The organism is Burkholderia sp. AU27893, from assembly GCF_002223205.1.
In the GTDB taxonomy this organism is placed as follows: Bacteria; Pseudomonadota; Gammaproteobacteria; order Burkholderiales; family Burkholderiaceae; genus Burkholderia.
In genome coordinates this window covers 2,037,078-2,056,770 of sequence record NZ_NKFD01000001.1, presented here as the reverse complement: position 1 = coordinate 2,056,770, position 19,693 = coordinate 2,037,078, and the positions used below count along the sequence as shown (strand labels likewise).

The window sequence follows — 19,693 nt, the reverse complement described above, 5'->3', positions numbered from 1 at the left end:
CGTCGTCCTTATTGGGTTTCCAGTTCGCCGAGCAGCGCATCGATCGCGCTCGCCGCATCGGTCGCGCCGCGGGCCGCGCAGGCTGCGTCGATCGCTTCCGCGCAGCGCGCCAGCGTGCGTGTGTCGAACAGCGTGCGCAGCGGCAACGCGAGCCCCCAGTGCAGGTTCGCCTGCGCGTGAGCCTGCGTCGCAAGCAGCGAATGGCCGCCGAGCAGGAAGAAATCGCCGTCGCGGCCGATCGCGTCCACGTGCAGCACGCGTTGCCAGATCGCGGCGAGCGCGCGTTCGGTGTCGGTCGCGAGCGCGACGTCGGCCGCCGCTTCGCGCACCGGCGCGGGCAGCGCATGGCGGTCGCACTTGCCGTTCGGCGTCACGGGCAACGCGTCGAGTTCGATCAGTTGCGACGGCACCATGTAGGCCGGCAACTGCACGCGCAGCGTGTCGAGCAGCGCCGCCCGGTCGAGCGGGCCCGCGTCGCCGCGTGCGACATAGCCGATCAACTGCTCGTCGCGCACGATCACGACCGCGTCGTTCACGCCGGGCGCCGCGCGCAGCAGCGCCTCGATTTCGCCCGGCTCGATCCGCTGGCCGCGCAGCTTCACCTGCGTGTCGACACGGCCGAGATAGTCGAGCGCACCGTCGGCGCGCCGGCGTGCGAGGTCGCCCGTGCGGTACATGCGCGCGCCCGGCACGAACGGATCGGGCACGAAGCGCTCGGCGGTCAGCGCCGGACGGCCGAGATAGCCGCGCGCGAGCCCCGCACCCGCGAGATACAGTTCGCCGGTCGCGCCTGCCGGCACCGGCTGCCATGCCGCGTCGAGCACGTGCAGTTGCAGGTTCGCGATCGGATGGCCGATCGGCACCGCGGCCGCATGCGCATCGTCGGGGCCGCAGGTCCAGTGCGACACGTCGATGGCCGCTTCGGTCGGCCCGTACAGGTTCACGAGCGTCGCGTTCGGCAGCAGCCGCGCCATCTTCGCGACGAGTTCGGGCGCGAGCGCCTCGCCGCTCGCGACGATCAGGCGCACGCTGTCGCACTGCGCGGCGGCCGAGAAATCGTCGAGATGCGCGGCGAACGCGGCGAGCATCGACGGCACGAAGTGCAGCACCGTCACGCCGTGTGCGTGGATCGCAGCCGCGAGGCGCGCCGGATCGCGATGGTCGCCGGGCGCGGCGATCGCGAGCTTCGCGCCGATCGCCAGCGGCCACACGAATTCCCACACCGACACGTCGAAGCCGAACGGCGTCTTGTGCAGCACGACGTCGTCGCGCGTGAGCCGGTACGCGTGCTGCATCCATGCGATCCGGTTCGCGAGCGCGCCGTGCGTGTTGCCGGCGCCCTTCGGCTTGCCGGTCGAACCGGACGTGTAGATCAGGTACGCGAGCTGGGCGTCGTCGATCGTGGCCGTCTCATCGGCAGCGCCGCTTTCGGCTTCGTCGGCGAGCAGGTCCGCTACCGTCAGCAGCTGCGTCGTGACGCCCTCGCCGAGCGCGGCCTCGACCTGCTCGCGCAGGTGCGCCTGCGTGATCGCGACGGCCGGCCGCGCGTCGCGCAGCATGTAGGCGATGCGCTCGGCCGGATAGTCGGGATCGATCGGCAGGTAAGCCGCACCGGCCTTCAGCACGCCGACCAGCGCCATCACCATGTCGAACGAGCGCTCGACGCACAGCGCGACCGGCGTGTCGGGCTGCACGCCGCGCCGGCGCAGCGCGGCCGCGATGCGTGACGTGCTGACGTCGAGTTCGCGATAGGTCGCGCGATGCACGCCACCGTGAACGTCCGCGTATTCGAGCGCGATCGCGTCGGGCGTCGCCCGTGCCGCCTCGGCGAATTGCAGGTGCAGCGGCTGTTGCTGCGCAGCCGGCCATGCTTGGGCGGTGGCTTGCGCCTGCGCCAGTGCGTCACGGGTGGCTTCGTCGGCGATCGACAGCGTGCCGAGCCGCGCATCCGGCGTGCGGGCCAGTGCATCGAGTGCGCACGCGAACACGCGGTGCCAGGTCTCCACCTGCCGCGCGTCGACGCGCGCGGTGTCGTAGCCGTAGTCGATCGTCAGTTCGGCACCGCTCTCGATCACGAGCGTCAGCGCGAAATCGGTCGCTTCGATGCTGCGCACGTCGCTCAAAGCGAGTGCGCGCGGATCGGCGTCGCGCGCCGACTCGTCGACCGGGTAGTTCTCGAACACGACCAGCGTGTCGAACAGTGCGCCGCCCGCGCCGCGCGCCCAGCGCTGGATGTCGGCGAGCGGCGTGTGCGCGTGCTCGGCGGCGGCCGCGTTCTCGCGTTGCAGCGTTTGCAGCCAGTCGGCCGCGCGTTGCTGCGGCGCGGGCGCCGTGATCACCGGCAGCGTGTTGATGAAGAGACCGAGCACCGAATCGACGTCCGCGAGTGCATCGGGGCGGCCCGCGACGGTCGCGCCGAACGCGACGGCCGGCTGGTGCGTCATCCGCTGCAGCGCGAGCGCCCACGCGCCCTGCACCAGCGTGTTGACCGTCAGCTTCAGTGCGCGCGCCGTCTGAGCGACACGCGTCAGCGTGTCGGCATCGAGCGTCGCGCGCCAAGTGACCATGTCGGCATCCGCGCGGTCGGCCGTGCGTTCCGCGATCAGCGTCGGTGCGTCGAGTCGAGCGAGGCGTTCGGTCCAGAAGCGCTCGTCGGCGTCGCGGTCGCGCGTGCCGAGCCACGCGATGAAGTCGCGATAACGCAGCGCCGGGCGGCTCGCGAACGGCGACACGGCGTCCGGGTCGCGATAGTCGCGCAGCACGTCGGCGAGCAGGCGCGCGGTGCTCCAGCCGTCGAGCAGCACGTGGTGACGCGTCCACACGACGCGCCACGCGTCGTCAGTCACGCGGATCAGCGTGAGCCGCATCAGCGGCGGTTCGCGCCAGTCGAAGCCGCGTGCGCGATCGGCGGCGAGCCAGGTGTCGAAATCGGCGTCGAACGTGTCGCCGCGGGTGCGCCAGTCGAGTTGCTCGACCGGCATCCGCGCATGCCGATGCACGCACTGCAGCGGCGCGGCTTCGTCCGGCATCACGCTCGTGCGCAGGATGTCGTGGCGCGCGATCGACGCGTCGAACGCGGCCGCGAACCGGTCGGCGTCAAGTGCGGTCGCAGTCGCGACGAGCTGGTTCACGTAGCTGGCGTGACCGGGGGCGAACAGCGCATGGAACAGGATGCCCTGCTGCATCGGCGACAACGGATAGACGTCGTCGATCGTGCGCCAGTCGAGCGGTGTGCGCTCGATCGCGGCCTGCGTGAGCCCGGCGGCCTGCGCGAGCGGGAAATCGCCCGGCGTCGCGCCACCGCCGCGATGCGCGACGCGCGACGCGCAGGCGTCGACGAGCTCGCGCAGCGCCGCCGCGAAACGTTCGGCGAATGCGTCGATCGTCGCGCGCTCGAATTGCGGTGCACCGTAGACCCAGTGCACTTTCAGCGTGCGAGCGCCGTCGCGGTCCGTGTCGAGGTACGCGTGGATCGCGAGCGTATTGCCGAGCGGCCCCTGCGGATCGCGCTCGACGCCGGTGCCGCCGAAGCGCGGCACGAGCGTGGCATCGCGCGGCGCGTCGAACTGGCCGAGATAGTTGAACGTGACGCGCGGACGCGGCACGGCGGCCAGCGCCGCACGCGTCGCCGCATCGCCATAGTGCGCGAGCACGCCGAAGCCGAGCCCCTTGTGCGGCACCGCGCGCAGCGTGTCCTTGACCGCGCGCAGCGTGTCGCTTGCCGTGGCCGCGACCGGCAGCGTCACCGGGTAATGGCTCGTCAGCCAGCCGATCGTGCGGCTGGCATCCACGTCGTCGAACAGTGCCTCGCGGCCATGCCCTTCCAGTTCGACGCGGCACGATGCGGCACCGCTCGTGCCGGCCAGCGCCCGTGCGAGCGCCGCGCCCAGCAGTTCGATCGTCTGCGTGCGATAAGCCGCGTGCGCGTCGGTCAGCGCCGCGCGGGTCAAGGCCGCGTCGATCGTCTGCACGACCGCGGCCGCATCGGCGTTCGTCGCCGCTGCATCGGGATGATCGGGCACGATGTCGTCGCCCTGCGCCATGCCGGCCCAGTACGCCGCCTCGGCCGCGAACGGCGATGCCGGTTCCGTTGCCGCACGGGCGAGCCGGGCCGCCCATGCATCCGCACGCAGGCCCGGCTGCGACAGTCGAACCGGTGCGCGTTCGCATGCGGCACGATAGGCCGTGTCGAGATCGTCGAGCAGGATGCGCCACGACACGCCATCGACGATCGCGTGGTGAATCGCGAGATAGAGCTGCGTGGAGCCGTCCGGCAAGCGTGCCGCGCAGGCGCAGGCAAGCGGCCCGCGGCCGAGGTCGAGACGGCGCTGCAATGCGTCGAAGCGCGCGAGCGCGTCGGCTGCGTCGCGGGCGGCGACTTCGACGAACGGCAGCGCGTCGTATGGCTTTGCCGCATCGCTGGCGTGCCACGTACCGTCCGCGCCGCGCGCGAAACGCTGGCGGAACGCGTCGTGATGCGTCAGCAGTGCGTCGAACGCGCGCGCGAATGCGTCGGCGTCGAACGGCCCGCGTACGTCGAACGTGACCGACTGGTTCCAGTGGCCCGGATGCGGGATATCGAGCGCGAAGAAGCGCTGTTGGGCAGGCGTGAGGACCTGCGCCGTCACCGACGCGCCGGCAGCGGCTGCGACCGCAGGTTTCACGGCGGCAGCGGCAGTGACGTCCTCCGTCTTCGCGATACGTGCGAGTTCGGCGACCGTCGGGCCGTCGAACAGCTGCTTCGGCGTGAAGCGCACACCGCGCTTGCGTGCACGGGCGATCACCTGCAGCACGAGGATCGAATCGCCGCCGAGCTCGAAGAAGTTGTCGTCGCGGCCGACCTTCGGCGCCTTCAGCACGGCCTGCCAGACTTCGGCGAGCACCGTTTCGACCGCGCCCTGCGGTGCATCGCCGGAGGCCTTCACGACCGGCGCGGCCGCCAGTTCGCGCAACGCCGCGCGGTCGATCTTGCCGTTCGCGGTCACCGGCAGGCGTGCGAGCGCGACGAATTGCGCGGGCACCATGTAGTCGGGCAGCTTCGCGGCAAGCGCCGCGCGTAGGGCCGCCTCGTCGAATGTCGAACCGTCGCGCATCACGACGAACGTCGCGAGCCGCAGGCGGCCGTCGTGTTCGATCGCGAGCGTTTCGGCCTGCGCAACCGGGCCGGCCGCACGCACCGCCGCACTCACCTCGCCCGGTTCGACGCGATAGCCGCGAATCTTCACCTGGTCGTCGATACGCCCGAGGAACGCGAGACGGCCGTCCGCGCGCAACCGCACGCGATCACCCGTGCGATACAGCCGCGCGCCGGGCGTGAACGGATCGGGCACGAAGCGCTCGGCGGTCTGGGCCGGACGCCCCAGGTAGCCGCGCGCGACGCCCGGCCCGCCCAGGTACAGCTCGCCCGTCGCACCGGCCGGCACGCACGCGCCGAACGCGTCGAGCACCAGCGCGCGCGCATTCGGCAGCGGCAGGCCGAGCGGCACGCCGCTCGCCGGATCGCGCGCATCGGCGGCGATCGACGCCGTGTCGCAGGCGATCGCGCCGACGGTCGCTTCGGTCGGCCCGTAGTGATTGATCACGCGGCAGGCCGGCGCCAGCGCGGCCACGCGCGCGACGAGCGCCCACGTGAGCGTTTCGCCGCCGGTCACGAGCGCGTGGCGCGGCAGCACGTCGGCCGGCACACGTGCGTCGAGCAGCGCCTGCAGGTGGCTCGGCACGATCTTCAGCACGCCGACGTCACGGCGGCGCATTTCTTCGGCGAACAGGTCGGGATCGAACGCGCACGCGGCGGGCAGCAGGTGCAGCGTGCGGCCCGCGCATAGCGCGCCGAACAGCGTCGTGTGGCCGAGGTCGGCCGCGACGGTCGATACCATCGCGAACGACGCGTCCGGCGCGAACGCGAGTTCGTCGAGCATCCCCTGCACGTAGTCGGCCAGCGCGCCGTGCGACACGACGACACCCTTCGGCGTGCCGGTCGAGCCCGACGTATAGATCAGGTATGCGCCCTGCTCGGGATGCGGTGCGAGGCGCACGCCGGTGGCGTGGGCGAGCGTCGCGTCCTGCGCGAGCGCATCGACGTCGAGCGGCTGTGCGTCGATGCCGGCAGGCCAACCCCCGACATCCGCGACGAGCACCCAGCGCGCGCCGCAGTCGGCTGCCGCCGCGGCCAGTCGCGCGGCGGGTTGAGCGGGATCGAGCAACACGGCGAGTGCGCCCGCCTTCAGCGCGCCGAGCAGCCCGACGACGAAGCGCGCCGAGCGTTCGATGCAGACGATGACGGACACTTCGGCGGCCACGCCGCGCTGGGTCAGCGCACGGGCGATGCGGTTCGATGCGTCGTCGAGTTCGGCGAACGTCAGTGACGCCGACGCATCGGCGAGCGCGACGCGATGCGGATACGCGGCAGCCTGCCGCGCGAACGCGGCGACGATGTCGGCATGTTCGACGCGCAGCGCACGGCCGTCGCGCGGCTGGCGCGAAGCGGCTGACGCGTCGCACGGCAAGACGGCCGTCGTCTGGCGCGGATCGCGCGCGGCCGCACCGACGAGCGCCGCGTAGCTGTCGAGCCACGCCCGCGCGGTGTCGGCGTCGATGCAGTCGGTCGCATAGGCCGCGACCAGTTCGATGCCAGTCGCATCGTCGGTGAAATCCACGGCGAAATCGAAGCGTGCGGCGAGGTCGGGCCCCGGCGTGGCGACTGCGGTCGCGCCCGGCAGCACGCTGTCGTGCCGCGCGTCGAACTGCTGCGCGAATTTCACGCGCAGCCATTCGTCGCCGCGCTTGACCGGCGGCTTCACCGCATCGACGACGCGCTCGAACGGCACGTCCTGGTGCGCGACCGCGTCGAGCGCCGCCGCGCGCGTCGCATCGACGAGCGCGCGGAACGGCAGCGTCGGCGCCACGTGCACACGCAGCGCGACCGTGTTCAGGAACAGCCCGAGTAGCGCGCGGGTTTCCGGGCGCTGGCGATGCGCGACCGGCACCGCGACGACGACGTCCGTTGCGCCGGTCACGCGCGACAGCCACGCGTCGAACCCGGCCAGCAGCACCGTGAAGACCGTTGCCTGCGCGTCGCGCGCGAGTTGCCGCACGTCGGCCGCGACCGCGTCGGGCAGCCGCACCGACACGCGCGCGCCTTGCAGCGTGCGTGTGGCGCCCGGCTGGCGATCGACCGGCAGCGCGAGCGGGCCCGGCACGTCGCGCAACGCGCCGCGCCAGTAGTCGAGCTGGCGCTCGCCCTCGCCGCCGGCCAGCATGTCGCGCTGCCAGTCCGCATAGTCGGCGTACTGGATCGACAGGTCGGGCAGCGACGGCTCGCGGCCCTCGACATACGCGCGATAGGCGGCCGACAGTTCGTCGAACGCGCAGCGCGAGCTCCAGCCGTCGGTGATCGCGTGATGCGCGGTCAGCAGCAGGCGGTGGCGGTCGTCGGCGAGTGCGACCAGCGTCGCGCGCAGCAACGGGCCTCGGGCGAGGTCGAACGGCTCGGCCGCATGGCGCTCGGCGAGACGGGCGGCGTGCGCGTCCCGGGCGGCGGGCGGCTGGTCGCGCAGGTCGATGTCGGCGATCGACACCGGCAGATGGGTGTGAATGCGCTGCATCACGACGCCGTCGTCGTTGTCGACGAGCGTCGTGCGCCAGGCTTCGTGGCGGCCGATCACGTGATCGAGCGCGCGCTGCAGCGCGGTGCGGTCGAGCGTGCCGTCGATCGTCCAGTGGGCGGCGATGTGATACGCGGCGCTCGCATCGCGCGTTTGCGCGAGTACCCAGAAACGTTGCTGGGCGAGCGACGCGGCACGGTCGACATGCGGTGCGGTGGACGCGGCCGCATCGGCCGGTGCACGGCGTGCGGAAATCGTGGCCAGCGGCTCGCCGGTTTCGCGTTCCGCACGATCGACCGTGTCGGCCAGTTCGAACAACGCCGGATCGGCGAACAGCGTGTCGAGCCGCAGGTTCACGCGCACTGCCGCACGGATCGCGGCTTGCAACTGCATCGCGGCGAGCGAATCGGCGCCCAGCGCGAAGAAACGGTCGTCACGCGACGGCGTGACGTCGAGGCCGAGCAGCGTCTGCCACAGGCTGGCGAGCTGCTGCTCGGTCGGCGTGCGCGGTGCGTCACCGCTGCCTTGCGCGGTGTCGCGCGCGGCGGCAATCGTCTCGCGCAGCGCGGCGCGGTCGAGCTTGCCGTTCAGCGTATACGGCAGCGCAGCGCACCGGACGAACCGGTGCGGCTGCCAGGCGGGCGGCAGTTGCGCGGCCACATGCGCTTTCAGGGCCGCGTCGTCAGTCGCCGCGCGCAGCGCGACGCACGCGATCAACCGCGTCGGCCCGTTGCCGGTTTCAGCGATCACGGCCGCGTCGGCCACGGCCGGATGCGAACGCAGGCACGCAGCGATTTCAGCGGGCTCCACACGCACGCCGCGCACCTGGACCTGATCGTCGAGGCGGCCGAGATAGTCGAATGCCCCGTCGTCGCGCAGCCGTGCGAGGTCGCCCGTGCGGTACACGCGCGCACCGGGTGTGCCGTCCGCATCGGGAATGAAACGTTCGGCCGTCAGCGCCGGACGGCCGTGATAGCCGCGCGCGACGCAGACGCCGCCCAGCAGCAGCTCACCCACGCCGTCGCCCTCGCCCTCGCCGCCGTCGACACGCGCGACGCGCGGCCCGATCACGCGGCCGATCGGCAGCGACGCATACGCATCGTCGGCGGCCAGCACGGGCGTCTCGCCCGGCTCGACCGGCCACAGCATCGGCGAGATCACGGCCTCGGTCGGCCCGTAGCCGTTGATCAGGCGTACCGACGGGAATGTACTGCGCACGAATTCGAACGCCTGCTGCGGCAGCGCTTCGCCGCCGAACGCGAGCACGCGCAGGGCCGGCGGCACGCCGTCGCGCGCGGCCACCGCCGCGAATTCGCGCAGGTACGCGGGCGGGAACGCGGCCACGTTGACCGATTCATTCACCATCAGCGCATGCGCGGCATCCGGCGCGAACGGCTGCGGCGGCGCCACGACGATGCTGGCGCCGGTCGCGAGCGGCGCGAGCCAGCATTCGTGCGCGGCGTCGAAATTGACCGACGCGAAATGCAGCAGGCGGTCGCCGGCCTCGATCGGCAGCGCGGCCGCGAGCGCGTCGCAATGCGCGGCGAGCGGCCCGTGTTCGACGACGACCGCCTTCGGCGTGCCGGTCGACCCCGACGTATAGATCATGTACGCGGCCGAACGCGGGTGGACGGGCACTGCTTCGTCATCCGCAACGATCTCCTGCCCGTCCGCCGCGCTGCCGGCCGCGTCAAACGCATGTTCGAACGGCGTGCCGAGCGCCTCGCGGCCGGCCGCGTCGGCGATCCCGTGCCGCAACTGCGCATCCTGGACGATCCAGTCGAGGCGCGCGGCCGGATGACGCGGATCGAGCGGCACGAACACGCCGCCCGCCTTCAGCACGGCCAGCAGCGCGACGAACAGTTCGGCCGAGCGCTCGACACACACGCCCACCCGCACTTCCGCGCCGACGCCGGCCGCGCGCAGTTGCCGGGCCAGCCGCGACGCCCGCGCGTCGAGCGCGCCGCGCGACAGGCGCAAGTCATTCTGGAAAGGGACCGCGATGGCGGGTGCGTCGGGCGCGACGCGCGCCAGTTCGCGGATTCGATGATGCAGCGCAGTCGGGAAACTCGTCATGTGCGTGAAGTCCTTCGGTCCGGCCGCTTCGGCCAAGTCTCGGGGCCGCTTGGGGCGGCTTCACTGGTGTGACGAACGGCGCGGCCGATTTTTTACCGTTTCGTGCGCAAAGCGCGTGCGGACGCTTTTTTTTGAGCGGGCCGCTAAATATTTGCGCGGCCCGTTCGTCTATCAGGGAGGAAAGCCGGAACGGGGCCCCGCCTCGCCCGCTGCTTTCGCGCCAGTTTTGCCGTTTCCGCGTTTTCGCTTGCCTTCCCTTTACCGACGTTGCCGATGACAGCCGCCCACGAGCCTTCTTCCCCGCCGTCCCTCGACGCTTCCCCCGGCCGCCCCGCGGCGCGCCTGATCCTTGCGCTGTTGCGCGAAAGCCGCGTGTCGCTCGCGCTGGCGCTCACCGCATGCGTGCTGAACGGCGTCGCGAGCGTGCTGCTCGTCGCGACGCTGAATCGTGCGCTGTCTCAGCCGGGCGCGGCCGACGCATCGCTCGCGTGGCGCTTCGCGCTGTGCGCGGTGATCGCACTCGTCACGCGGATCGTGTCGGGCACGCTGTTTGCCCGCCTGTCGCAGGACACGATGGCGCGGCTGCGCGTGCATCTCGCGCGGCGCGTCGGCGCGGCCGAGCTGCGCGACATCGAGCGGATCGGCGCGGCGCCCGTGCAGTCGGTGCTGACCGACGACGCCACCAACGTGTCGATGCTGTTCTTCGCGCTGCCGAACCTGGTCATGCACGGCTCGATCGTGTTCGGCTGCCTCGGCTACCTCGCGTGGCTGTCGTGGCCGGTATGCCTGCTCGCGCTGGCCGCGATCATCGCCGGCTCGCTCGGCTATCACACCGGCGACCGCCGCGCGATCGCGTCGCTCGAGGCGGCCGGCCAGGCGCAGGATCGCCTGTTCGGCTATCTCGGCTCGCTGTTTTCCGGTGCGAAGGAGCTGAAGCTGCACGATGAGCGCGCCCGCCAGTTCGTCGACGGCCAGCTCGGCGCCGCGATCGGCGAAGTGCGCGACCACCGCCGCCGCGCGTTCAGCGCGTACGCGGTCGGGGTCGGCTGGATCATCTTCCTGTTCTATGTGTTCCTCGGCATCGCGTCGTTCTGGCCGCAGCTCGGCGTGCATGCCGATCCGGCCGCGGCCGCCGGCTACGTCGTCGTGTTCCTGTTCATGCTCGTGCCGCTCGACGGGTTGCTGAACAACCTGCCGACCGTCAACGCGGCCCGCGTGTCGCTCACGCGGATCGAAGGCGTGATGGCCGAATTCGGCGCGCTGCGCACGGTGCCGCCCGCGTCCGACGCCCCCGACGTGCCGCCGGCCGGCGCCGTCACGCTGCGCGGCGTCACGCATGCGTACTTCCACGAACGCGACGAACGGATGTTCAGCATCGGACCGATCAACCTGACGATCCAGCCGGGCGAGCTCGTATTCATCGTCGGCGGCAACGGCAGCGGCAAGACGACGCTCGCGAAGGTGCTGACGGGGCTCTACGAGCCCGAGGAAGGCACGATCGAGGTCGACGGCCGCACGATCGGCTGGCGCGAGCGCGCCGCGTACCGGCAGCGCTTCAGCGCGGTGTTCAACGATTTCCACCTGTTCGATGCGCTGCTCGGCATCGTCGATCCCGACGATCCGTCCCGCGCGCAGGCCGATGCGCGTGCGAACGCGCTGGTCGCGAAGCTCGCGCTCGATCACAAGGTGAAGGTGGTGGACGGCGCATTCTCGACCCGCGCGCTGTCGACCGGGCAGCGCAAGCGGCTCGCGCTCGTCGTCGCCTATCTCGAGGACCGGCCGTTCTACCTGTTCGACGAATGGGCGGCCGACCAGGACCCTTCGTTCAAGGCCGTGTTCTACGAGCAACTGCTGCCCGAGCTGCGTGCGCGCGGCAAGGCCGTGATCGTGATCACGCACGACGACCGCTACTTCGATCTCGCCGACCGCTTGCTGAAGCTCGACAACGGGCGCATCGTCAGCGATACGACGCCGGCGCGGTCTCGCGCGCAGGACGGTGTCGATGCGCTGAGCGCGTAATTCTCGACAGTCGATGGAGAAAATCGCCGACGCGCTGCAAGGGCAGGACGTCGGCGATTGTCGTTTCAGGAAGCAATGTGGCAGGCGCGTCGCGCGATCGGATCGCAGAACGCCTGGGGCGATTCACCATGAGTCCCGTGCACAAGCGATGGCCGACGCCGGTGAGCACGCCGCTCGACCGAAGCGCATCACATCGAGCGCGACCGCCGGCCACGCGGTCACACGGCCACACGGCCAGGTCGAGCCGGATCAACGCGTGGCGCGCGCAGGTCGACCGCAACGCCCTGCCCGTCGAAGTCGAAGCGGCGTCATCCGCCGATCGACCGCCGCGCACTCGGCTCAACGCACGGCCGGCAGCTTCAGCATCGTATCGGTCATCACGTCGGCCAGCTTCAGCGCCGACATCGGTCCGCCGAACCCCCAGATATTGCGTTCGATCAGCGCGATCCGGTGTTCCTTCATCGCGGGCACGAAGCGCCACACCGGCGAATCGAGTTTCGCGGAAAGCGGCACGTCCATCCCCGACGCGGTCACGAACAGCACGGCCAGCTCGCGCTGCCTGAGCAAGTCGGCCGACGTCACGTACAGCGTGCCTTCCCGCGTCGGCTTCTTCGGCCACGGATCGAGCCCGAGCGCCCGCGCGAGCCCGGCCGACGTGCTGTTGCCGGTATAGGCCCAGTAGCGGTCGGGCAAGCCGAGATCCTGCAGCAGCGCGACGCGCTCGCCCTTGCGGCCCGCGGCCGCGAGCCGCGCCGCATTGCGCGCGATGCCCGCGTCGAGCTGCGCATCGACCGCCTGCGCACGCGCGTCGCGCCCTGTCACCGCACCGATCGTCCGAAAGATCTGCCGCATCCAGTCGAGCTGCGTGACCGGCACGCCGCCGTCCGACACATTCGGGCTGAACTGGAACAGGATCGTCGGTGCGATTCGGTCGAGCGCGTCGAAGATCGGCGCATGGCGGAAACCGACACCGATGATCAGGTCCGGCTTGACCGCCGCGATCGCCTCGAGCCCCGGCTCCTGGCGCGAACCGATATCGGTCACGTTCGCGAGCCGTTCGCTTTGATAGCCGAGCCAGCCCGGATAGAACGCGGTATCGGCCATCCCGACCGGCACGAGGTCGAGCGCGATCACGCTTTCCGCGAACATGAAGTCGAGCGCGACCACGCGCTGCGGGCGCACCGGCATCGTCGCGCTCGCCTGCGACACGACGGGGTTACCGGCCAGCGACACCTCCCCCGGCGCACGCGCGCCCTGCGCGCGATGGGCGTCGAGGGTCGCGGCCATTGCGCCGGACGATGCGGAAAACGTACCGCAGCACGCGGCGCCAAGTGCCGCCGCGAGTGCGCCGAGCGCGTGCCGGCGGCCGGCATCCATCACCGGATCGCGTCCTGCTCGGCCAGCGCCGCGTCGTCCATCGTCAGTAGCAGGGGGCAGCTTCCACACAGTTGCGTTTCTCCAGGAATTTCATAGCGCAGGCAGCACACGCGGCGCGCACGAAACGGCGTCGGCAGCAGCGCCGAGCGCGGCACGGCATCGCGCACCGGCACGCGCAGCGGGTTCGGCTCGCCATGCACGCAGCGCGAACCGAACAGCCAGCCCGCATCGCGGACGGGATCGGCCGCGCATGGCAGCGCACGACACGTATCGAGCAGATAGTCGAGCAGGTTGCCCGCGTTGCTCCACAACACGCGCGGCGTGACGCGGCCCATCGCCGCAAGCAGGTCGATCACCGCGCCGAGATGCGCGACGAGCCCCGCATAACGGGGCGCCGGGTCGTCGCACGGTGCGCCGAGCGCATCGTGCGGGAAATACAGTGCAGCGGGCATCCCGTCGTCGAGCGCGACGAACGTGCGCTCGGGCGACATGTCGAGCGGCCGGCCGAGCGTCAGCGCGGCGACGACGCCGGCCGGCGCCGCCCGGCCGAAATAGTATTTGCTCCATTGCGACATCAGCGCGCGTGCATGCTGCGCCGGATCCCCGCCGTAATGGCCGACCATCGCGTCGAGCACGATGTCGCGATACGCAGGCAACGCGCTGACGGGTACGACGATCCGGCCCGGCGCATCGTGCGCGTCGTCCGGCATGCCGAGCCAGACGACGTCGAGGTGGTCCGCAAACGGTTCGGGCGCGAACGCCGAGAAGCGCGTGGCGCGCGCGCCGTCGAGCGCGGGCGTCATCGCCCTGCGCGCCGGGCGCGGCGCCCCTCGAGGATCAGCAACCCGAGCAGGTACGGCGCGCCGATCAGCGCGGTCAGCACGCCGGCCGGCACTTCGCGCGGCGCGACGACCGTACGCGCCGCGAGATCCGCCACACCGAGGATCAGCGCGCCGCAAGCAGCCGCGAGCCACAGCCGCGTCCGGTGCCGGCGCGCGCCGAGCATCGTCGCGACGTGCGGCGCCATCAACCCGATGAAGCCGACCGGCCCGACCGCCGCGACGGCCGCGCATGCGGCGAGCGTCGCGATCGTCAGCGCGAGCGGCCGCAACGCGGCCACCGGCAGGCCGAGCGCGGCGGCCTGGTCGTCGCCGAGCGCGAGCATGTCGAGCGGTTTCGCGAGCCAGGCGAACACGGGCACCGCGAGCACGCACCACGGCAGCAGCATCGACACCTCGCCCCAACTCCGGCCATAGGTACCGCCGACGAGCCACACGACGAAGCGCGCGGGCTGCACGCTTTCCTGCGTGATCAGCCATTGCGCGAGCGTAGTCCACAGCGCGCCGATCACGATGCCCGTCAGCGCGACCGCGAGCGGCGCATAGCGATGCCGGTGATTCAATGCGAGCGTGACTGCGAGCGACAGCCCGCCGCCGATCAGCGCGGCCGCCGCGAGCGTCACATGCCCCATCAGCGGCCACGTCGACAACGCGAACAGCGTGACGAGCCCCGCGCCCTGCGTGACGCCGAGCACTTCGGGGCCCGCGAGCGGATTGCGCACGACGCTTTGCATCGCGACGCCGCTCACCGCCAGCAACGCGCCGGCAAGCAGCGCGCACAGCAGCCGCGGCATGCGCAGGTCGATCAGCATCCGCGCGAGCGCATCGTGGCCGGACAGCGCAGCCGACCAGCGCGCGATCGACAGCCACTCGGGGCCGGCCGACACGCCGACGAACACGATCAGCACGCCCGCCACGACGAACAGCGCCGTGCGCAGCGGCCAGCCGAGCCGTTCGAGCCAGCCGACGAGCCGCGTCGAACCGCCGCCCGACGCGCGTTCGGCATCCGCGTGCAGCACGCCCGACCACGCGGCGCCGCGCCGGATCATCGCCAGCATCAGCGGCGTGCCGACCAGCGCGATCGCGACGCCGGTCGACAGCGTCGCGTCGAGACCGGACGCGAGCACCGCACTGTCGGTGACGAGCACGAGCGCACCGCCCGCGAGCGCCGACAGCGGCACCAGCACGCCGAGCCGCGCCGCGCGCGCGCCGCGCACCTGGCGCAGCAGGTTCGGCGCGACGAGGCCGACATACGACAGCGGGCCCGCGATACTGACCGCCACGCTCGTGAACGCGACCGCGACGATCGTCGCGGCGAGCCGCGTCGCGTCGACGCGCACGCCGGCCGCGGCCGCCGCATCGTCGCCGAGCGTAAGCGGGTTCAGCGGCCGGATCACGAACGGCAACGCGACGAGCGGCACGACGAGCCAGCGCGCGGCGAGCGCGAGGCCCGTCGCGCCCGGCTGGTAGAGGCTGCCGTTGGTCCACAGCGCGGCGCCCGCGATGTTCTGCTCGAAGAACGCGAGTACGAGCGTCGACAGCGCCGCGAACAGCAGCATGCACACGCTGCCCGCGAGCACGAGGCGCAACGGCGTCGCGCGCCAGCCGCCGGCCGCGACGATCGCGCAGGCGGCCGCGGCCAGCCCGCAGACGAACAGCAGCGGCACCGACGCGACGCCGGCCAGCGCCGGCACGAGCATCGCCGCGAGCAGGCCGAGCTGGGCGCCGCCCGTCACGCCGAGCAGGTCGGGCGACGCGAGCGGATTGCGCGTGAGCGACTGGAACAGCGCGCCCGCGATGCCGAGGCAGCCGCCCGCGACGAGCGCGGCCGCGACGCGCGGCAGGTTGAGGTCGAACAGGAACACGTGCGCGAGCGCGGCGGCATCGCTGCCGGGCACGGCGTCCCACCACACGCGCAGATCGGGGGCGACGCGCAGCACCGCGAGCGCGGCGATCAGCGCGACGAGGCCGAACGCGATCGCGCCGGCCCGGCTCGATGCCGTGCCCTTCCCCGCCGCCGCGAGGCGCTTGCGCATCGCGAACGTCGTCATACGGCGAGATCCCGGTCGAAGACGCCGGCCGCCTGCGGCACGCCGTCGGTCGTCGGCCCGTAGGCCGGCACGCACATCGGCGCGCCCGTCTGCGGATGCGAAAGCTTCAGCATCTCGACGCCGAACGCCGCGCGCAGCCGCGCCGGATCGAGCATCGCGTCGGGCGTGCCCTGCGCGACGAGGCGGCCCGCGCGCATCAGCACGATTTCGTCGCTGTACGCGGCCGCCTGGTTCAGGTCGTGCAGCACCCACACGATCGTCAGCCCGCGCGTGCGGTTCAGCGTGCGCAGCGCATCGAGGATGTCGAGCTGGTGATGGATGTCGAGATAGGTCGTCGGTTCGTCGAGCAGCACGATCGGCGCCTGCTGCGCGAGCGCCATCGCGATCCACGCGCGCTGGCGCTCGCCCCCCGACAGCGCGCCGACGTCGCGCTCCGCATCGTCGGCAAGGCCGCTCGTCTCGAGCGCCTCGTCGATCGCCGCGTGGTCGGTCCGCGACAGGCCGCGCAGGAAGCCGCCGTACGCATAGCGCCCGTACGCGACGAGCTCGCGCACGGTGAGCCCCGACGGAATCTGGTTGAACTGCGCAAGCATCGTCAGCTCGCGCGCGAGCGCGCGACGGCGAAACGCCGCAAGCGGTTGGCCGTTGACTTCGACATGACCGACACGTGCAGGCTGCAGGCCCGCGAGCGTGCGCAGCAGCGTGCTCTTGCCGCAGCCGTTCGGTCCGCACAGCGCGGTTACGCGGCCGGCCGCGATCGACAGGTCCAGCCCGTCGATCACGACATGGTCGCGATACCCTACCGACAGCCCGCGCGCGGCAAGCGCGGCGGTACGACGCGTCATCGAGCCTCCGTTCGGTCGCGCGGGACCGTATAACTCTGCGCCATCGCGACGACGACCTTGCGCGGCCCCTCGAACGGGTCGCGCGCATGCGCGGTCAGCATGTTGTCGAGCATCAGCACGTCGCCCGTGCGCCATGGGAACACGATGCGCTGCTGGTCGAGCACGCCGCGGATTTCCGCGAGCGCGTCGGCTTCGAGCGGTTCGCCGTCGCCGTAATACACGTTGCGCGGCACGTTCTCGAGCCCGACCGCGTCGACGAGCGCTTCCTGCATGTCGTCGTCGAGCGCCGACAGGTGAAACAGGTTCGCCTGGTTGAACCACACGCGCTCACCGGTGCGCGGATGCCGCGCGACGGCCTGGCAGCGTTCGCGGGTGCGCAGCAGCAGCTCGCCGTCGTCGTCCGTGCGCCATGCGCATTCGATGGCGCGCGCCGCGCACATCCGCTCGACTTCGGCCGGCTCGTCGGTGCCGAACGACTGCTGCCACGGCAGGTCGAGCCCCTGCCCAAAATTGCGCACGTACAGCAGCTCGCGTTTCTCGAAACGCGCAATCAACGCCGGATCGAGCGCGCGATAGACGGCGCGGCTGTCCGCGATCGGCGTCGCACCGCCCTTCGGCGCCGCGAGCGCGCAGTGGAACCAGATCCGCAGCGGCCATTCGCGCGTATACGACTGTTCGTTGTGCAGCGGAATCGCGCGGTGCGGCGGGTATTCGGTCGACGTGTAGACCGCGCCTTCGACCTGGCTGCGCGGCGTCGATGCGTATTCATAGCCGATCAGCGGATCGCCGAACGATGCCGCGAACTGCTGGAACGCGTCGATCGACGGCACGTGAAAACCCGTGAACAGCACGCCGCCCGCCCGTTCGAGCGTGTCGGCCGCGATCTCGCGCGCGAGCGGCGCGACGTCGTCGATCGACATGCCGTCACTGCCGCGCGGCGACACGACGGTGGGCAGCCCCGGCTCGATACGCAGGTCGTCGAGCGTCGGCAACGATAGCAGGGTCATGCAACGTCCTCTTCAGGTGGCGCGCCGGATCACGGCGCAGCGGGTCACGACGCGCGCGAGGCGCGCTCGCCGTCCATCGCGCGGCGCAGGCTCGCGGGGCGCATGTCGGTCCAGACGGTCTCGATGTGCGCGAGACAGTCGGCTTTCGGGCCGCTCACGCCGATCTCGCGCCAGCCGGCCGGCACGGGCCGGAACGTCGGCCAGATCGAATACTGTTCTTCGTCGTTGATGACGACCGTGTAGACGAGGTCGTCGGTGTCGGCGGAAGGCGTCGTGGCTTGCGTCATGATCGGAAATCGCTGAGGCGGTTGAAGGTGGCGAAGCGGCGGTTTCGGCCGCTCCTGTCTGATAGACGTTTGGCCGGCGCGGTTTTTTACCGGCGCCGTGCGCGGCCGCCCAGGAACACCGGGCACGCGACGCCGCGATGGCACGCGTCAAGGCATTCCGCGCAGTGGCGTTCCGCGTCGCGCACCATGAAATGCACGAGCGTCTGCGACACGTTCAGCGCACGCGCCGCGGTCTGCAGCGTCTCCTCGCGCAGCCGCACCATCTCGAACGCCGCACGGCTGCGCGCCGGCAGGTCGTCGAGCGCCGCCCACACGCGCTGCAGCGTGTCGCGTGTCAGCAGCGCGGCTTCCGGCGTCGGCTCGGGCGACGGCACGTCGAAGCCGTCGTCTTCTTCCGTGTGATAGACATTCTCGAGGCTTTGCCGGCGGCACGCATCGATCGACGCATTGCGCACCATCCGCGTGACATAGGCGACCGGCTGGCGCACCGCGTCCTGATTCGGGAATTCGACGAGCTTCACGAACACGTCGTGCACGACGTCCTCGGCGCGGCTCGCGCAGCCGACAAAGCCGCGCGCGACGTTGACGAGCATCGCGCGATGCGAGATCAGCACGTCGAGCAACGCGCCCTGCGCACGGGGCTCCGCGGTGCAGCGCGCACGCGGCGGCCGGTCGGGATAACTGCCGAGGAACGGGTTTGCCGCTGCCGCCGCCGGTCGGTCGAGCACTTCCGCCATCGCCATCGATCTGCTCCGTCAAATTCCGAGATAGCGAAATTTAACGTAAACGCAAATCATTCTCAATACGATTACGAAATGACCCTTTCGGTTGTCAGGATTTGTCTGAATAATCGGCGAAATCGTTACTGGGGCGGATGGGACGCATGGTGCCGGTCGTGGCAGGCGGCCATCGACGCGTCTGTCCGGCGGATACGGCTACCGCTACTTTCACGGGTTCTGACGAAACGCCGGGGTGTCCTGTCATGGGCGGTAGCAACTTCTTACCACGTGAAATTTTGAGGGCTCGTACGATCGACGTGCCGTTTCCCCAGGGAGAACAACATGAAATCCATCGTGCTATCCGCTGTCATGCTGGGTGCGCTGTCGAGCGTGATGCTCACCGGCTGCGTCGCCTATCCGGCCCCGACCGAAGTCACGATCGGCTGGCATGGCGATCGTTACTGGGACGGAAATCGCTACTGGGAGCGCCACGACTGGGAAGCTCGGCATCCCGACGGGCATGACGACCGCCGGGACGATCGCCGGGACGACCATCGCGACGATCAGCGGCCGCAGTGGTAATGCGCTGCCGCTCCCGTAGCCCGCTATTCAACGACAGGACCTCAACATGAAGACGCTACTCAAAACCCTGACCGTCGCGGCGCTCGCCGCCGCCGTACTCGTGCCGGCGATCGCCGAAGCCCGTCCGCACCGCGTGTGTCACTTCGAGCATCACCATCACAAGGTTTGCCGCTGGGTGCGGTAAACGACAAGAGGCGCCGGGAAACCGGCGCCTTTTCTACAGGCTGCGTCGGAACGCTCCATTTGCGTTGAACCGGGCGCAGCGCAGACTGAGCGAGACGGACTTG

The 19,693-nt window shown here is 71.0% G+C and carries 11 protein-coding genes; 3 read left to right on the top strand and 8 right to left on the bottom strand.

All coding sequences use genetic code 11. The annotated features are described in order from the left end of the window. Positions 1–8 precede the first annotated feature (8 nt). Positions 9–9,680 (bottom strand): non-ribosomal peptide synthetase, encoded by a 9,672-nt coding sequence (locus CFB47_RS09725; RefSeq protein WP_089461026.1) that lies wholly within the window; start codon positions 9,678–9,680, stop codon positions 9–11. Between the two features lie 273 nt (positions 9,681–9,953). Here CFB47_RS09725 and CFB47_RS09715 point away from each other — a divergent pair, with 273 nt between their 5' ends. Next, complete coding sequence (locus CFB47_RS09715; RefSeq protein ID WP_089440062.1) at positions 9,954–11,699, top strand: cyclic peptide export ABC transporter; 1,746 nt, start codon at positions 9,954–9,956, stop codon at positions 11,697–11,699. 339 nt (positions 11,700–12,038) lie between these two features. Here the strand turns inward: CFB47_RS09715 and CFB47_RS09710 are convergent, their stop codons facing one another. The 7 genes from CFB47_RS09710 to CFB47_RS09680 all read right to left on the bottom strand — a co-directional run bounded on the left by CFB47_RS09710 (position 12,039) and on the right by CFB47_RS09680 (position 18,848). Further along, positions 12,039–13,079, bottom strand: a complete 1,041-nt coding sequence (locus tag CFB47_RS09710; protein WP_089461025.1) for an ABC transporter substrate-binding protein — start codon at positions 13,077–13,079, stop codon at positions 12,039–12,041. Beyond that, on the bottom strand, positions 13,076–13,879 hold the full coding sequence (gene fhuF, locus CFB47_RS09705; RefSeq protein ID WP_089461024.1) for a siderophore-iron reductase FhuF: 804 nt from the start codon (positions 13,877–13,879) through the stop codon (positions 13,076–13,078). Before fhuF ends, CFB47_RS09710 begins: the two co-directional genes overlap by 4 nt. Continuing rightward, entirely contained in the window at positions 13,876–15,966 is a 2,091-nt protein-coding gene (gene fhuB, locus CFB47_RS09700; protein ID WP_089461023.1) for a Fe(3+)-hydroxamate ABC transporter permease FhuB, read from the bottom strand. The genes fhuF and fhuB overlap by 4 nt, the downstream gene beginning before the upstream one ends. Continuing rightward, entirely contained in the window at positions 15,963–16,811 is an 849-nt protein-coding gene (locus CFB47_RS09695; RefSeq protein ID WP_089461022.1) for an ABC transporter ATP-binding protein, read from the bottom strand. The genes fhuB and CFB47_RS09695 overlap by 4 nt, the downstream gene beginning before the upstream one ends. Then, on the bottom strand, positions 16,808–17,818 hold the full coding sequence (locus tag CFB47_RS09690) for a TauD/TfdA family dioxygenase (protein WP_089461021.1): 1,011 nt from the start codon (positions 17,816–17,818) through the stop codon (positions 16,808–16,810). The genes CFB47_RS09695 and CFB47_RS09690 overlap by 4 nt, the downstream gene beginning before the upstream one ends. A 44-nt stretch (positions 17,819–17,862) precedes the next feature. Further along, positions 17,863–18,105 carry an MbtH family NRPS accessory protein gene (locus CFB47_RS09685; RefSeq protein WP_011351933.1) on the bottom strand — a complete coding sequence of 81 codons (243 nt, stop codon included), beginning with the start codon at positions 18,103–18,105 and terminating at the stop codon, positions 17,863–17,865. Positions 18,106–18,191: 86 nt separating this feature from the next. Then, the gene (locus tag CFB47_RS09680; RefSeq protein WP_089461020.1) at positions 18,192–18,848 is read right to left on the bottom strand and encodes an RNA polymerase factor sigma-70; all 657 of its coding nucleotides are present in this window, start codon (positions 18,846–18,848) and stop codon (positions 18,192–18,194) included. A 318-nt stretch (positions 18,849–19,166) separates the two neighbouring features. Between CFB47_RS09680 and CFB47_RS09675 the strand changes: the two genes are divergently transcribed. Then, the gene (locus tag CFB47_RS09675) at positions 19,167–19,406 is read left to right on the top strand and encodes a hypothetical protein (RefSeq protein WP_089440054.1); all 240 of its coding nucleotides are present in this window, start codon (positions 19,167–19,169) and stop codon (positions 19,404–19,406) included. Positions 19,407–19,452: 46 nt separating this feature from the next. Further along, positions 19,453–19,590 carry an HHHH-motif protein gene (locus CFB47_RS41155; protein ID WP_179243633.1) on the top strand — a complete coding sequence of 46 codons (138 nt, stop codon included), beginning with the start codon at positions 19,453–19,455 and terminating at the stop codon, positions 19,588–19,590. Positions 19,591–19,693 lie beyond the last annotated feature (103 nt).

Excerpts from the sequence above, each read along its gene's own strand:
- fhuB (WP_089461023.1), bottom strand. The coding sequence starts at position 15,966 with ATGACGACGTTCGCGATGCGCAAGCGCCTCGCGGCGGCGGGGAAGGGC.
- fhuF (WP_089461024.1), bottom strand. The coding sequence starts at position 13,879 with ATGACGCCCGCGCTCGACGGCGCGCGCGCCACGCGCTTCTCGGCGTTC.
- CFB47_RS09690 (WP_089461021.1), bottom strand. The coding sequence starts at position 17,818 with ATGACCCTGCTATCGTTGCCGACGCTCGACGACCTGCGTATCGAGCCG.
- CFB47_RS09685 (WP_011351933.1), bottom strand. The coding sequence starts at position 18,105 with ATGACGCAAGCCACGACGCCTTCCGCCGACACCGACGACCTCGTCTAC.
- CFB47_RS09725 (WP_089461026.1), bottom strand. The coding sequence starts at position 9,680 with ATGACGAGTTTCCCGACTGCGCTGCATCATCGAATCCGCGAACTGGCG.
- CFB47_RS09695 (WP_089461022.1), bottom strand. The coding sequence starts at position 16,811 with ATGACGCGTCGTACCGCCGCGCTTGCCGCGCGCGGGCTGTCGGTAGGG.
- CFB47_RS09680 (WP_089461020.1), bottom strand. The coding sequence starts at position 18,848 with ATGGCGATGGCGGAAGTGCTCGACCGACCGGCGGCGGCAGCGGCAAAC.
- CFB47_RS41155 (WP_179243633.1), top strand. The coding sequence starts at position 19,453 with ATGAAGACGCTACTCAAAACCCTGACCGTCGCGGCGCTCGCCGCCGCC.
- CFB47_RS09715 (WP_089440062.1), top strand. The coding sequence starts at position 9,954 with ATGACAGCCGCCCACGAGCCTTCTTCCCCGCCGTCCCTCGACGCTTCC.
- CFB47_RS09675 (WP_089440054.1), top strand. The coding sequence starts at position 19,167 with ATGAAATCCATCGTGCTATCCGCTGTCATGCTGGGTGCGCTGTCGAGC.